This window comes from Schaalia suimastitidis DSM 15538 (assembly GCF_000429105.1).
In the GTDB taxonomy this organism is placed as follows: Bacteria; Actinomycetota; Actinomycetes; order Actinomycetales; family Actinomycetaceae; genus Pauljensenia; species Pauljensenia suimastitidis.
Genome location: NZ_AUBF01000007.1, coordinates 38,642 through 52,874, shown reverse-complemented (window position 1 = coordinate 52,874; position 14,233 = coordinate 38,642). Strand labels below are relative to the sequence as shown.

The window sequence follows — 14,233 nt, the reverse complement described above, 5'->3', positions numbered from 1 at the left end:
TGCACCTATTGTTCCAGCAGGGAGGTGACTTCCGCATGAAGAAGTCCCCACGTGTAGGCGTCATACAGCGCTTCCCAGGAGGCCTCGATAATATCCGTACCAATCCCAACGGTAGTCCACTGCGTATCGCCATTAGTCATCGTGATAAGAACACGTGTCGTCGCATCCGTGCCAACATTGATGTCTTCGAGGATACGTACCTTGAAATCAGTAAGTTTGAAGGATCCGGCCTCGGGGTAATTTCGTGTCAACACGTGCCTCAAAGCCCGATCAAGGGCGTTGACAGGGCCATTGCCTTCTGCGGTGCGGATACGCCGCTTATCCGTATGTAATTTGACGGTCGCCTCAGACTGAGTGAACGGCTCACCGTTAATCCCAGTAATCTCCTGTGTCATCACCTTCCACGACTCCACGCGGGCGAAAGACGGAAGTTGTCCAAGTTCGGCACGTAGGAGTAACTCGAAAGAAGCATCAGCGGCGTCAAAGGTGTAACCCTGTGCTTCGCGTGCTTTGACTGCAGCGGCAAGGCGGGCCGACACCTCCTTTTGGCTGGACAGGTCCACGCCAATCTCCCGCGCTTTCAATTCAATCGAAGCGCGGCCTGCCATTTCGGAGACAAGCATCCGCATATCGTTACCCACCACAGCGGGGTCGATATGTTGATACAGGTCAGGGTCAACGCGGATCGCTGACGCATGTAACCCTGCTTTATGAGCAAAAGCGCTACGGCCCACATATGGGTCGCGCGGGTGCGGCGCGATATTGACCAGTTCAGCAATCTGATTCGACACATGATCAAGCTGGTCAAGGTGGCCTTCCGGCAAACAGTCAAAGGACGTTTTTAATTCGATATTGGCCGCACAGGTCAGCAGATTCGCATTTCCTGTACGCTCGCCGTACCCATTAATGGTGCCTTGCACTTGGCGTGCCCCAGCTTCAACTGCTGCCATCGCATTGGCAACTGCGCAACCCGTGTCGTTGTGGGTATGGATGCCCAGCGTGACGTGGCTCAGTCCATCATTGTCGAGGCGCTCCCTGGCCTGTGTGCAAATCCTCCCCACCGTGGTGGGGAGGTTGCCCCCATTGGTGTCGCATGGAATGACCGCCACAGCACCCGCGCGCGCGGCCTCGATCATCACCGTAAGGCCGTATTCGGGGTCGGCACTGAGTCCATCGAAAAAGTGTTCAAGGTCCACCATGACTTCGCGGCCAGCTGCCGTCAAATACTCCACGGTGTCACGGACCATGCGAAGGTTTTCTTCACATGTGGTGCGTAGTGCCTTTTCCACGTGCCGCGGGTCTGATTTTGCCACCAGGGTGATAATTGGGGCGCCACTGTCAAGCAAAGCAATCACCTGCGGATCTTCACTGGCGGACATACCTGCCCGGACAGTGGAACCAAATGCGGCCAGGCGCGCGTGACGCAGTTCAATGGTGGCTGCGCGCGCAAAAAACTCGGTGTCTTTGGGGATAGCGCCCGGCCATCCACCCTCGATGTAGTCCACACCGAACTTGTCAAGAATCTGCAAGATCGCCACTTTGTCGGCGACTGACAACGATATGCCTTCTTGTTGGGCGCCATCACGCAGGGTTGTGTCGTAGAGGGCTACGTGTGTATTCATGGTCAGCCCTTTCTGCGGAGCACTCGGTTAACGTCACGGGCAGCGCCGTGGGAGGCGGACATGGCGGTGGCGGCATAGAGCTGCAAGGCAGGCGAAACGGTTCGTTTGCGCGTCAGAGGGGTCCACGGGTTGTCGCGTGCTTCTTGGGCTGCGCGTCGCCGCGCGATTTCTTCTTCCGACACATCCAAGTGAAGCAGGCCTTCGGTGACATCAATAATGATGGTATCGCCATCTTCTACGAGGCCGATCAGCCCCCCGTCGGCCGCCTCAGGGGAAATGTGGCCAACAGAGATACCAGAGGTGCCTCCCGAAAAACGACCATCGGTAATCAATGCACATGCTTTGCCTAGGCCTCGTCCTTTGAGGAAGGACGTTGGGTACAGCATTTCTTGCATACCTGGCCCACCAGCTGGCCCCTCGTATCGGATCACGACCACGTCACCTGCCTCAACGGTCTTGTCAAGGATGCGATCAATGGCTTCTTCCTGAGACTCCATCACGCGGGCGCGACCTTCGAAGTGGAAAAGCTCCGGGTCGATACCAGCAGCCTTGATAATGGCGCCCTCTGGGGCGAGGTTGCCAGAAAGAACGGTAAGGCCCCCGTTGGCGGTGTAGGCATGGTTAACGTCGCGCACGCAACCTGCCACCGGATCCAAATCCAGATCGACCCACAGATTTGAGGTGGAGAATGCCTCAGTTGTGCGTACATTCCCAGGGGCAGCGTGCCACAATTTCAGTGCGTCACCGCTGGGGTTGGCGGCGCGGGGATCCCACTGGGAAAGCCACGTATCAAGGTCGGGTGCGTGTACCGCGTGGACGGTGTGACGCAAGAGTCCAGCGCGATCAAGTTCGCCAAGCAGCCGTGGGATACCACCTGCACGGTGAACGTCTTCCATGTGATAGTCGTTGTGGTTGGGGGCAACCTTTGACAGGCACGGCACTGATTGCCCGAGGCGCGCGATATCGTCCATCGTGAAGTTGACGCCACCTTCATGCGCGACGGCAAGCAAGTGAAGGACCGTATTTGACGACCCACCCATTGCCATATCTAAGGTCATGGCGTTGTGGAACGCGTCTTCGGTGGCAATGGCACGAGGCAACACAGAGTCGTCCTCGTTGGTGTAGTAACGGGTACATAGGTCCACGATGAGTCGTCCAGCTTCAACGAAAAGGTCCCGTCGTGCGGCATGTGTGGCAAGGGTTGAGCCGTTGCCAGGCAGAGATAAACCAAGGGCTTCTGTCAAACAGTTCATAGAGTTCGCGGTGAACATACCCGAACATGATCCACAGGTGGGGCAGGCTGCTTTCTCAATGGCAAGTAGCTGCTCGTCAGTGATGGAATCGTTAGCGGTGGCATTCATGACGGTGATGAGGTTGCCATGCCCGGTGGTCGCGGGACCAACGATGGTGGTAGGGTCAATATTCTTACCCGCTTCCATTGGTCCGCCGGAGACAAAAACAACCGGGATATTGAGGCGCATCGCGGCAATCAACATGCCAGGGGTGATCTTGTCGCAATTCGAAATACACACCATGGCGTCAGCGCAATGCGCGTTGACCATGTATTCCACTGAGTCCGCAATGACTTCGCGTGATGGCAGAGAGTACAGCATGCCGCCGTGTCCCATGGCAATACCGTCATCGACGGCAATGGTGTTCATTTCTTTGGCAACACCACCTGCCTCTGCAATTGCCTCTGCGACGAGTTTGCCAACGTCGCGCAGGTGAACGTGGCCTGGAACGAACTCGGTGAAGGAGTTGACGACTGCGATAATTGGCTTGCCGAAATCGCTGTCTCCCATCCCAGTTGCTCGCCATAGGGCGCGAGCACCAGCCATATTGCGGCCCGAGGTGGATGTTGCAGATCGCAGTTGCCTACTCATATGCGTCTCTCCTGTTTGCTTTACGTGCCCTTAAGCCTAAGTGTTGGATGACTTTTCGGGCATTTAAGCCAAGGTGTGGACGCTGTGTCAGATCCCTAAAGACGATCATGCAGGATTAGCGAGGCGGCGCCTCCTCAGGCTCTCATGTAGTGGACGCGATACGAATGCGGCAGACAGCCCCGTAGGCTGAAGGCGTTGCAGATCACCGGAAGGGGCTTCGTCAATGTCCGTGAAAACCACCCACGTCGGTTCCCTCCCCCGCTCCCAGCGGCTTCTTGAGGCCAATCAACGCTACAAAGACGGCGTCATCGACCACGACGAGTTGGCGACTATCGTCACCGAAGAAACGACAGCAGTCGTGGCCCGTCAAGTCGAGATTGGTATCGACATTGTCAACGATGGCGAATACGGTCACGCAATGACTGACGCAGTCGACTACGGCGCTTGGTGGAGCTATTCCTTCGAACGTTTTTCCGGCCTGGAAATTGTTTCCCAACCGGTCAAGCCAAAAACGAACCGTTCAGGTCGCCTCGTTCTTGATCACATGCTTGACCGGCGCGACTGGGTGGCATTTGCCGACGCCTACTGGGACCCCACCTCAGGTATTCACCTAGCGACAACCCCACCGCCCGTATGGCCTGTTGTGACTGGCGAAATAACATACACCGGTGAGAAGATCGTTCGCCGTGATATCCACGCAACCCTCACAGCATTGAACAGTGCAGGTCGCGATGCCTCCGATGGCTTCATCGCCTCCTTGTCTCCGGCCTCGGCTGCGCGCATTGGCAATGCGTATTATGAGGATGATGAGGCAGCCGTGTGGGCGTGGGCTGAGGCGTTGCGCACTGAATATCTTGCCATTACGGATGCTGGCCTTACTGTTCAAATTGACGCGCCCGATTTGGCTGAGTCTTGGGACCAGTTCAAAGTGGAGCCTTCCCTGGAAGATTACCGCGCATTTTCGCAAGTACGCATTGAGGCACTCAACTATGCACTGCGCGGGATTGACCCGTGCCTAGTGCGTTACCACGTCTGTTGGGGTTCCTGGCATGGTCCGCACTCCACAGATTTAGAGTTCGAAAAGGTCGTTGACCTCGCCTTACAGGTCAACGCCAATGGCCTGACTTTTGAGGCAGCTAATGCGCGCCATGCGCATGAATGGGAAATGTGGAAAGACATTACTCTGCCAGACGGAAAGTATTTGATCCCTGGCGTCGTCTCTCATTCAACGAATGTGGTAGAACACCCTCAGCTTGTCGCACAGCGTATTCGCCAATTCGCGGACATTGTTGGCGACGAGCGCGTTGTGGCCTCAACAGACTGTGGTCTTGGCGGGCGTGTCCACTGGCAGATCGCCTGGGCGAAGTTGCAGGCATTAGTCCAAGGAGCACGCCTCGCATAGTGCCCAAGGCTCCGCCCAACGGTTCGGTGCCTCGTGTGGCGGCACAGCCTGCGCCGCCACACGAGGCTGCACAAGCCGTCGCGCTGTTCAAGCATTCAAAGCCAGACGCCTCGTTAAGCGGCGCAAGCTTCAGCGCCGGTGAAGTTCAACGAAACGCGACAGAATCGTTGTCGCCGCTGACGTATCCACTGCACTCACTTCTTTGCGGATCTCGTCGGCTTTTTCTGCCGCATAGTACCTACCACCGTATTCATCCACGCGCACCAGCACACCTGCGAGGTCGAGTTCTGGATGAAATTGCGTTGCCCACGCGCGTTCGCCTGCGCGCACCATTTGGATGGGGCATGCCTCACCGGTAAGCAATACCTCAAGTCCGGGTGCCAACTCGACGACGCCCTCGTGATGGCCCACATAGGCGTGGAATGTGTCGGGGCACTGCTCAAGCAACGGATCATTGTGGGCCGCAGCAGTACGCCGCAGGATGGGCGCGGATATTTCCTCACCGACGGTGGAGTCGGTGACGCCCCCCAGATGAACGTTGAGCGTACCTAAGCCGTAGCAGATGCCAAGGAAAGGGAAGGCCTCGTCAAGTATTCGCGGGTAAAGCGCATCGAGCCCGCGTTCCACCTCGCGCTGTATGGGACTTTTACTTTCCAAAGGACCGCCTGCGTCAAACGGTGATCCGCAGACAATAATGCCTGACCAATCGTTGAGGTCGATAACAGGCAAGCCGTAACGTTCCATGCGGATCTGGACCCATTCTCCGTCGTTGAGGCCCGCGAGGCGCGGCAAAGCTTCCGCTTCAGAGGCAAAAACAACCTCGTCAGCACGGGAGGACAGCATGAGGAAAGGCTTGGACATGCGCCCATGCTACGGGAGTGAGGCGACCGCGCGCGCAAAGGACGCTACGGTGGGACTATGCAACATGACCCCAATGACCTCGCCCTTGCTCGCCGTTTGGCCGATGTGGCCGACACCATCACGATGTCCCGCTTCCGCTCCCATGACCTGATCGTTGAATCGAAACCTGATCTCACTCCGGTCTCGGATGCTGATCGTGCGGTTGAAGACGATTTGCGGGCTATTCTTGCCGCTGAATGCCCTGGCGACGCGGTGATCGGTGAAGAACGTGGCGAAACGGGGCAGTCGACTCGCCAATGGATTATTGATCCCATTGACGGTACCCGCAATTACGTACGCGGTGTGCCGGTGTGGGCCACCCTCATTGCACTGGTTGTTGACGGTGAGGTTACCGTCGGCATTGTCTCCGCCCCAGCATTAGGACACCGCTGGTGGGCTCAAGTGGGTTCTGGGGCGTGGCGCAGCGTGGGTGGCGGCGCACCAGAGGCTATTCGCGTGTCGGCGGTTACCGAGCTTTCGGATGCGTTTTTGTCGTATTCCTCAATCCACGGCTGGGCACATTTGGACGGTGGGGCTGCCTTTAACACGCTGGTTGATACCGTGTGGTACAGCCGCGCTTACGGTGATTTTTGGAGCTATATGCTGGTGGCCGAAGGTGCTGTCGACATCGCATGTGAACCAGAGCTGGCCTTGCACGATATGGCAGCGCTCGTACCAATTGTGCGTGAGGCAGGTGGAGTATTTACGGCCATAGATGGTACCCAGGGGCCGTGGGGAACAAATGCGCTTGCGGCAAACCCGGTGCTCCACGCCAAAGCTCGCGCGCTATTGGGGTCCCGGTAGTTTCTGAATTGACGAGGCTGTCGCCTGCCTTGGTGGTGAAGCTGCTGCAAAGTAGTTGGCCCGTCTGCTGCACATGGTGGGCCTCTGTGTAGTCTGCCCGCGTTCTTCGTGAGTGTACAGGTGTTTCGTCCGCCCACCTTCGTCGTGGGTGCACGGCTGTTTCACCGGACCGCCTGCCGTGCCTGGTACGCAGATGTCAGACGGTGATGTCACACTGTGTCTATGCGTATCTTGCACACTTCGGACTGGCATTGTGGACGTAGCCTCCACGGTGAAGACCTCAATGACGCCTTCGATGCTTTCGCCTCGTGGCTCATCGAAACGGTGCAGCAGCACGATGTTGATGCGGTACTCGTCAGTGGTGACCTTTTTGATCGCGCTGTCCCACCAATACACGCAGTGAATCGCTTGTCGTCACTACTGACGCAGCTTTGTTGTCACTCAACCGTGATACTGACTCCAGGCAATCACGATTCAGCGACACGCCTTGGTTTTGTAGCGCCGTTATTAAATGGCCGACTCCATATTGTGTCTGACATCGAGCGCATTGGTCACGCCATTGAGGTCACTTCCGCGACGGGGATTGGTGCCTTAATTTACCCAATCCCCTATGTGGAACCTGACGCGGGACGCACCATCCTGTCAAACAGTGACGAACCGCTTGCTCGTTCTCATCAGGCAGTTCTTGGCGCTGCGCTACAACGTATCGACGCCGACCTACGACCTCGACGCAACGCTGGCGACGATCGGGCCGCCATTTGCATGGTCCATGCCTTTGTCGTTGGCGGTGCTCCATCTGATTCTGAACGCGATATCCAAGTCGGAGGAGTCGACAGTGTCCCTTCTGAACTTTTCGACACCCTCGGTGTAGGTAGCGCAACTCAACCGCTCGCCCACGGTTTAGATTACGTGGCAGCAGGCCACCTTCATAAGGCACAGGCCATCGCCGCTTCTCAGGTTCCCATTCGCTATAGCGGCTCTCCCCTGTTCTATTCGTTTTCCGAGGCGTCTGTCAGTAAATCCGCTGTCTTGCTCACCCTGGATCATCGCAGCGTCACCTCAATCGACCTGCTCCCAATCCCCACATTTCGAGCACTCGCATCAATCACCGGCACCTTTGATGATCTACTGAGCGAAAACTACACCCATGTTGAAGATCATTGGTTATCCATTACGGTAACCGATTCCCACCGCCCAGAATCAATGGTGGCAGTATTAAAGAAGCGTTTCCCCTTTGCTCTTGCCATCATGCACTGCCCTGATGCATCGTCGACACGGCCAGTTGCCCATACTGCTGATTTTCGGGTACGTAACGAAGTGGATATTCTCAACGACTTCTTTTACGACGTTGGCGGAAAAGAGCTCAATGACGCAGAAACACGTGTCATCTACGACGTACTGACGTCCGCCCGACAGGAGGTCATGCAATGAAGCTTCATCGCCTCACGCTATGCGGTATCGGCCCTTTCCATGGCGAATACGCTATCGACTTTACGGCCTTCGATGATTCTGGACTCTTCCTTCTTGAAGGACCCACGGGTGCGGGAAAATCCACCATCATTGACGCAGTCACATTCGCGCTATACGGTGACGTTGCCCGACAGGCTGACTCCGACAAAGCACGTTTACGTAGCGCTTACTGCACGGCCCATGACAAAAGCTGGGTTGACCTCATTTTCGAGGTGAATGCAGGCGTTTTTCGTGTCCACCGTACACCTTCCTATGTGAAGGAAGGACGTAAAACCCCTGTCGCAGCCACTGTACGTCTTGAGCGCCTTTCCGCCGCGGATTGCACCACGGCTGGTGAACTTGTTTCACGATCCGTTGGAGAGGCAGATGCGGAAATACATAGCATTGTGGGGTTGTCAAAGGAACAGTTCTTACAAACGGTGGTTCTTCCGCAGGGCAAATTTTCACAATTCCTTACCTCCACCTCGAAAGAACGGGAAGAAATACTTCGCGACGTTTTTGGGGCGAGCCTTTTTTCACGTATCGAGAACCTCTTTAAAGAACGTGCCCGCGAAGGCGAGACCGCGTTAGATGCAGCCCATCGTGACGCACGCCTCGCCTGGGAACTCCTCGTTCATGCCGTTCGCGACGACCTTGCAACACAAGCGCAAATGGAGGTCGATACCGACCTCAGTGCCCTCGACCGGGAAACCTCAGACCGCCTCGTCACGCAAACCGCTGCCTACCTGCAGCTCCTCGAAGGGAAGCTGGCACGGGCGCGCGCCAACCTTAACCCCTTAGTTCACAACCTTGCCCAGGCTGACAAGCACCTCACCCAAGCACGCAATACCGCGCGTATCCTGGCAGAACAGGCCGACCTACATAACACTCTTTCTGCTTTAGAGGGCCGCAACGACCATATCGCTGCCATGCAACACACGCTGCGCCTCAGCCAGGAATACAGCGCCGTGCTTCCTGTGGTCAGTGCCGAACGTCAAGCGCAGGCTGACTACCATGACGCGCTCACCCAACTCAATGTTCACCTTGATGAGTGCACCAACGCGGCACATGCACTGGGCATTGCTTTCACGCCGCCTCGTGACACTGATGATGCCGCCATATCCCCCCTACCGTTTGCTCAGACAGCTGGTGACACCGACTCAACAAACACGCTTGTGCGCGTCGGGAGTGATACAGGTGATACGGGGAGACTTCGCCAGTCGCTTACTGCACTATCTGCCAGCGCCCGCGCCACACAAGTCACGTTATCGCGCGGCAAAGACCTATCACGCCAACGCCAACAGGCACGCGCACGTGCCGTGAGCGTGAACAACGACCTCGCTGCGCAGCAGGCACTGGAAGCCAGTTTGGACGATGCCATCGCGGCATTTCCTGAGCAACTGGCCAATGCGCAAGAGGAATACCAGGCGAAGCAACAACTTGCGGCAGGGCTAGAAACTCAAGAGGCGGCGTATGCTCAAGTACTTGCCAGACTTGAGGCAGCTCAAAAAGCAGAGCAACTCACGCAAACCATCGCTCTGCTTCACAGCGATGCGCGTGATGCCGTTGATGAAGCCACCACACGCAGCCGTGAAGCCTCTCGACTGCACACACAGTGGCTCACGCATACAGCAGTGGCGTTGTCGGCTGAACTAACAGCCGGTGAGCCGTGCCCAGTGTGCGGCTCAACAAGTCACCCGCAGCCTGCGCATCTTCACGCCAACGGCGACGAAGCTGTGACCCGAAGCCAAGTGGAAGATGCCGACACGGCAAAAAAGGCCGCAGATGATGTCGTGGCGACGCTGTATGCGAAGCTCGCTGAACAGCAGGCAGCCCTGAAAGCAGCACAGGCCAGAGCAGACGGTACCGTGGATGAGCTTACTGATGCGCTGAGCCAGGCGGAAGCTACGGTGGAGCAGAGCCGTCAGGCACGCGCTTGCCTGGAGGATATCCGCACCGCGCGTGACACCTTAGAGGCAGCATTTCAACAGGCGCGCAACCAGCGCGAACAGGTACGTCAACAGTCGTCGGCCCTTGCCGCACAGTACGAGGCTGCTCAACGTGAGGCCGATCAGGCACAGGCTGCACTGGAAGCCGATGGTCTTGACAGCGTTGATCTTGAGGCACGTTTGGTCGTGGTGGAACGACTCATTGAGGGTGCTTCGTCAGCTCTCACTCAAGTGAGCCTGTGCGAAGAACGTCAGCATGTGTGGCTCACTCACCACGACACGTGCAAAAATGCCCTGGCCACGGCCTCGATACCGTGTGATAGCGACCCTGAGTCTTTCCTGCGTCTCCACATCTTGCCTGCGGCAGAATCGGAACGTATTGCGCAGGAAATTGACGACCATGCAGTAAGTATGCGCGCCACACAAGAGCGACTGGCCGTCCTACAAACGGGCCTTGCCCCACACACTGTGCCGCCCGATATTGATGCTGCTGAAGCGGTTTATCAGCAGTGTCAGCAGGCACTTGAGCAGGCACGGATTGAATTGAGTCGTAGCGACGACCACCTGGATGCAGTACGCGCCCAGGTCGAGGCCGTTAAGCGCGCCTTTGCCGCCTACCACGCCACACATCAGCAGTGTGCTCCCCTACGACGGCTCGCAGCATTGGCAACAGCCAGTGGACGGGAGAACCTCAAACTCACACCGCTGAGCACGTGGGTGTTACTTACGCGCTTTGAAGAAGTTCTCGCCTGCGCTAATCCGCGCCTACTAGCAATATCCAATGGACGCTACGAACTTCGGCGCACCGACGATGACGGAACGCGTTCACGTCGTGGTGGACTCGGCCTTGAAATCGTCGACCATGACACGGACGAGTCCCGCCCTACGCGCACGCTTTCTGGAGGTGAGACTTTTTATACCTCTTTGGCGCTCGCACTTGCGTTGGCCGATGTGGTCACTGCCGAGGCTGGTGGCATTACTCTGCACACGATGTTTGTTGATGAAGGGTTCGGATCGTTGGATTCGGAAACCTTAGATGTCGTGATGGGTCAACTCGAGGCGCTGCGCGATCAAGGTCGCACAGTAGGGGTCATTAGTCATGTCGAAGAGATGTCGCGCCGCATCCCCGACAAAATCACGGTGACATGGACGAAAACACAGGGATCGCGCCTGCATATTCGTTCCTGACTGTGTCCAGTAGTACTGCATACGGCTGCTCGGTGCATGCGGGTGCACGTCGAATGCATGCTAATGCGCATCGATCAGCGCCCAGTGGATATAGACCAGCTGGGTGTCCACTTGCGTCCCCGCTCGCTGCTAACCCTCCGCACGCAAACGCTGAGCAAGTTCGTCTACTTCATCGACGTCATACCATTCCATGGCTTCTTCCCACAGAGCAGCCACCGCCTCGTCAGCATCGTCTTGCCCAGTGGCATCGAGTACCGCTGCGACAAGCATCCCCATTCCGTCGCCATCAACCAGGTATGCCACCGGTGTCATCGCGGCTGGCTCGACTGCTGGTATCTCCACGACAGTCTGCTCGGTGGCACCGATGTGCAGGCCTGCTATTTCCACGGCGACAACGAGGCGCCGCAACGCATTGCCGTCGCGTGCATCTCGCAGCAGTGTAAGGGAAGCGAGCGCCGCTTCTGTTTGAGCATCGTCTTCAGCAACTTCACGAGCCTCTCCATTCAGGGTCGGATCATCGCTGACTGTCCACAAAGGACGACTGGGCAGTGGGGCGGGCAATTCACTGGAAAGCAGAGGCAGATAGGCGCGCATACTTCAAGTGTCGCATGTTTGTTGGCGCCGTGGTTGGGCCACTGTAGGTGGTGTCAGCGAATATTCCTGCGCATTCGGTGAGGACATCACCGTCGTCAACAGTGTTTCTCCTATGAAGCACGCACCACGCTCGTGCTGTTTCCTATCGGACACACGGCACGCTATTGCTATTGCCTATCGGACACACAGCACGCTAGTGCTTTTTCTTATGAGGCAACCAGCACCTCAGCGTCAAAGGGCGACGTCGAGGCACTGGAGGAGGAGATATGCCAATACTGTCAGCGATTTTCAAACCAAGGGTACGTATCACGGTTGCTGCCGCACTGTCCGGCGCTTCGACAAGTAATGGCTGTCCTCGTAACAATGCTCGCTGAACAGCCTCATCTTCTGGCAGCATCACCACAGATGTGCCCGGAAGTATGGGCGACAATGCAGCATGTATCGCTGACTGCCAACTTCGGCCTGCACTAGAGGCACAACATCGGTTAATTAGCACTTCCACCGGCGTGGATCGACCGGTGTCCTCCCACTGTCGCACAAGAAGGCTCAGGCGATGAATGCCGATAGGATCGCCTCTGCCGACGACGACCACGAGGTCAGCCTCATCCAGCGCTGCATTGCACACGTCATCGCGTTCTGCCCTACCCCGGTGCGCATCGTGCTCTGCGTCAAGGTGAAGGGCAGCGCAATCAACCACCACGATATCTGCCCATCTGCGTGCAGCGTCAATGACGGCATGGAGTGTGCGCGGCCCAATTTCTCGCCAACGTTGCGGTGAGGACAGGCCAGTCAGCACTGCGAGACGATCGCTCACCGGCAAGGTCGCGCGGTCAATGTCGTCATCGCTGACAACACCACGCCCAGCGATCCGTGACAATGCGGTAAGTGCTGATGGTTCCAGCGGTAGGGACAGGGCGTGTGCCACCGATGGGTTCGTCGTGTCTGCGTCAATGAGGAGGGTCCGTGCGCTTGCACTGAATGCGCACGCCAACGCTACGGCAACGCTTGTACGCCCAGGAGCACCGCTGGTCCCCCACACTGTGATAACACGGCCACGCCCTGCCTGTTGAGGCGGTGCCTGACCAACGAAGGGGAGATTCTCAACTGCGGGAATCCCGCGTGATGCTTGCGACCGCACGGAGATGTCGTGCCGCACAATCGCCAGCAACGCCTCGACAATACTGTCCACCGCTGTTTCAGATATTACTGCATCGGCACCGAGGGCATGCAATGCCTTGCCGTTCTGCGGGGCAGCCAGGAGGATGACGCCGACGCCGCGCCTGTGAATTTCGTCGATAATGTCCCGATCTATCTCAGGATCAGACCCGTCAATACACACGGCGTGCACCAGACCTGCATGAGCTGCGGCGAGGATTTCTGCAAGATCTGCGCATCGTCGGGTGACTTCCATTGTCTCTTTGTGCGCGTCGATCGCAACGACAAGGTCCGCTTCGCAATCAGGTTTGGCCAGTATCGCCACCGAGTAGACACTATTCATGGCTGCCCACCGGAACAGCGGCAAGTTCACCGCGTGTGGACAAGATATTGAGGATGGCGGCAACGTCATCGTAGTCGACGAGGACTTCGATACGGCTTCCTGTATTGGCAAAGCCCGCCAGCGCTGGCAGTTTGGCGACAAGCACCGCATTGGAAGCGATCACCCTCGCGCCTTCGTCTTCGGCTGATTCGCTGAGCGTGGGCGCAGGCACGCTCCACAATTCAAGGGTGTCACCGGTGTTGATTGTTTCGGTGAGCCCTTCCGCGATGGTGACGACCAGCCTTCGCTTCGTCATATCTTCTTCGTACACAATTGCCGAGGCGGCAATGAGTTCTCCATTGCCAATGGAGTGTCGCGCGAGCGCACCTGGGTGAAGCGCGCCTTGGGTGAGGTAGGCGTCGCTGCCTGGACGTACTTGGACGATAGTGGTGTTATCTGCAGTGATCGGCTCACCTTGCGCTATTGGTCGGCTACTTTGATAGATTGCTTGGCCGGAGCGGGCAGCGTCCAACAACCACAGGTTTGCCAGGATTGATGCGGCGATGAGGGCAAGTCCGAGGAGGAAACGAGGATCCTTCCAAAATGGTCGGGAGGCTTTGACCCGCACCACCGTATTACGTGTGCTCATAGTCACCATTGTGCCGTGTTTTTTGACCTACGTCACTCTATCCACAGGAAGTAACTAGATGAGGTTGCCATGAACTGGAATACAGTGACATGATGGAGTCATGGCTCCACGATTCCTCACATTGGCTGATGTCGCAGAGACACTGAGCCTCACCATGTCCGCAACACGCGCACTTGTATCCTCCGGTGAGCTGCCAGCAATTCAGGTAGGCGGCAAACGCGTATGGCGGGTCGAAGAGAGCGCCCTTGAGGCATATATTCAAGAACAGTATGCGCTCACCCGCGAACGCACAAAGAGCGGCCAAGCTTAACTCAGC

At 57.1% G+C, this 14,233-nt stretch carries 11 protein-coding genes; 5 read left to right on the top strand and 6 right to left on the bottom strand.

Going from position 1 to position 14,233, the window contains the following annotated elements:
• Nucleotides 1-5: 5 nt before the first annotated feature.
• Nucleotides 6-1,622, bottom strand: coding sequence for a citramalate synthase (gene cimA, locus G438_RS0102830; protein WP_026460074.1), 1,617 nt, complete (start codon nucleotides 1,620-1,622; stop codon nucleotides 6-8).
• 2 nt (nucleotides 1,623-1,624) lie between these two features.
• A complete protein-coding gene (gene ilvD / locus G438_RS0102825; protein WP_026460073.1) occupies nucleotides 1,625-3,505 on the bottom strand; it encodes a dihydroxy-acid dehydratase in 1,881 nt (626 codons plus the stop codon).
• Nucleotides 3,506-3,728: 223 nt separating this feature from the next.
• Here ilvD and G438_RS0102820 point away from each other — a divergent pair, with 223 nt between their 5' ends.
• On the top strand, nucleotides 3,729-4,907 hold the full coding sequence (locus G438_RS0102820) for a cobalamin-independent methionine synthase II family protein (RefSeq protein WP_026460072.1): 1,179 nt from the start codon (nucleotides 3,729-3,731) through the stop codon (nucleotides 4,905-4,907).
• Nucleotides 4,908-5,036: 129 nt separating this feature from the next.
• On the opposite strand, the gene G438_RS0102815 is transcribed toward G438_RS0102820, so the two are convergent.
• Nucleotides 5,037-5,768 (bottom strand): glutamine amidotransferase-related protein, encoded by a 732-nt coding sequence (locus G438_RS0102815; RefSeq protein WP_026460071.1) that lies wholly within the window; start codon nucleotides 5,766-5,768, stop codon nucleotides 5,037-5,039.
• A 57-nt stretch (nucleotides 5,769-5,825) separates the two neighbouring features.
• Here G438_RS0102815 and hisN point away from each other — a divergent pair, with 57 nt between their 5' ends.
• The 3 genes from hisN to G438_RS0102800 all read left to right on the top strand — a co-directional run bounded on the left by hisN (nucleotide 5,826) and on the right by G438_RS0102800 (nucleotide 11,197).
• The gene (gene hisN / locus G438_RS0102810) at nucleotides 5,826-6,611 is read left to right on the top strand and encodes a histidinol-phosphatase (protein WP_026460070.1); all 786 of its coding nucleotides are present in this window, start codon (nucleotides 5,826-5,828) and stop codon (nucleotides 6,609-6,611) included.
• A 222-nt stretch (nucleotides 6,612-6,833) separates the two neighbouring features.
• Nucleotides 6,834-8,042 carry an exonuclease SbcCD subunit D gene (locus G438_RS0102805; RefSeq protein WP_026460069.1) on the top strand — a complete coding sequence of 403 codons (1,209 nt, stop codon included), beginning with the start codon at nucleotides 6,834-6,836 and terminating at the stop codon, nucleotides 8,040-8,042.
• Nucleotides 8,039-11,197, top strand: coding sequence for an AAA family ATPase (locus G438_RS0102800; protein WP_026460068.1), 3,159 nt, complete (start codon nucleotides 8,039-8,041; stop codon nucleotides 11,195-11,197). Before G438_RS0102805 ends, G438_RS0102800 begins: the two co-directional genes overlap by 4 nt.
• 129 nt (nucleotides 11,198-11,326) lie before the next feature.
• On the opposite strand, the gene G438_RS10430 is transcribed toward G438_RS0102800, so the two are convergent.
• The 3 genes from G438_RS10430 to G438_RS12435 all read right to left on the bottom strand — a co-directional run bounded on the left by G438_RS10430 (nucleotide 11,327) and on the right by G438_RS12435 (nucleotide 13,917).
• Entirely contained in the window at nucleotides 11,327-11,791 is a 465-nt protein-coding gene (locus G438_RS10430) for a DUF6912 family protein (protein ID WP_034284901.1), read from the bottom strand.
• 193 nt (nucleotides 11,792-11,984) lie between these two features.
• Complete coding sequence (locus G438_RS10425) at nucleotides 11,985-13,289, bottom strand: CpaE/TadZ family protein (protein WP_051259228.1); 1,305 nt, start codon at nucleotides 13,287-13,289, stop codon at nucleotides 11,985-11,987.
• Entirely contained in the window at nucleotides 13,282-13,917 is a 636-nt protein-coding gene (locus tag G438_RS12435; RefSeq protein ID WP_026460067.1) for an SAF domain-containing protein, read from the bottom strand. The genes G438_RS10425 and G438_RS12435 overlap by 8 nt, the downstream gene beginning before the upstream one ends.
• A 100-nt stretch (nucleotides 13,918-14,017) precedes the next feature.
• On the opposite strand from G438_RS12435, the gene G438_RS0102780 reads away from it, so the two are divergent.
• On the top strand, nucleotides 14,018-14,227 hold the full coding sequence (locus G438_RS0102780) for a helix-turn-helix domain-containing protein (protein ID WP_026460066.1): 210 nt from the start codon (nucleotides 14,018-14,020) through the stop codon (nucleotides 14,225-14,227).
• Nucleotides 14,228-14,233: the final 6 nt, after the last annotated feature.

Coding starts and splice junctions, on each gene's coding strand:
- cimA (WP_026460074.1), bottom strand. CDS start 1,622: ATGAATACACACGTAGCCCTCTACGACACAACCCTGCGTGATGGCGCC.
- ilvD (WP_026460073.1), bottom strand. CDS start 3,505: ATGAGTAGGCAACTGCGATCTGCAACATCCACCTCGGGCCGCAATATG.
- G438_RS0102820 (WP_026460072.1), top strand. CDS start 3,729: ATGTCCGTGAAAACCACCCACGTCGGTTCCCTCCCCCGCTCCCAGCGG.
- G438_RS0102815 (WP_026460071.1), bottom strand. CDS start 5,768: ATGTCCAAGCCTTTCCTCATGCTGTCCTCCCGTGCTGACGAGGTTGTT.
- hisN (WP_026460070.1), top strand. CDS start 5,826: ATGCAACATGACCCCAATGACCTCGCCCTTGCTCGCCGTTTGGCCGAT.
- G438_RS0102805 (WP_026460069.1), top strand. CDS start 6,834: ATGCGTATCTTGCACACTTCGGACTGGCATTGTGGACGTAGCCTCCAC.
- G438_RS0102800 (WP_026460068.1), top strand. CDS start 8,039: ATGAAGCTTCATCGCCTCACGCTATGCGGTATCGGCCCTTTCCATGGC.
- G438_RS10430 (WP_034284901.1), bottom strand. CDS start 11,791: ATGCGCGCCTATCTGCCTCTGCTTTCCAGTGAATTGCCCGCCCCACTG.
- G438_RS10425 (WP_051259228.1), bottom strand. CDS start 13,289: ATGAATAGTGTCTACTCGGTGGCGATACTGGCCAAACCTGATTGCGAA.
- G438_RS12435 (WP_026460067.1), bottom strand. CDS start 13,917: ATGAGCACACGTAATACGGTGGTGCGGGTCAAAGCCTCCCGACCATTT.
- G438_RS0102780 (WP_026460066.1), top strand. CDS start 14,018: ATGGCTCCACGATTCCTCACATTGGCTGATGTCGCAGAGACACTGAGC.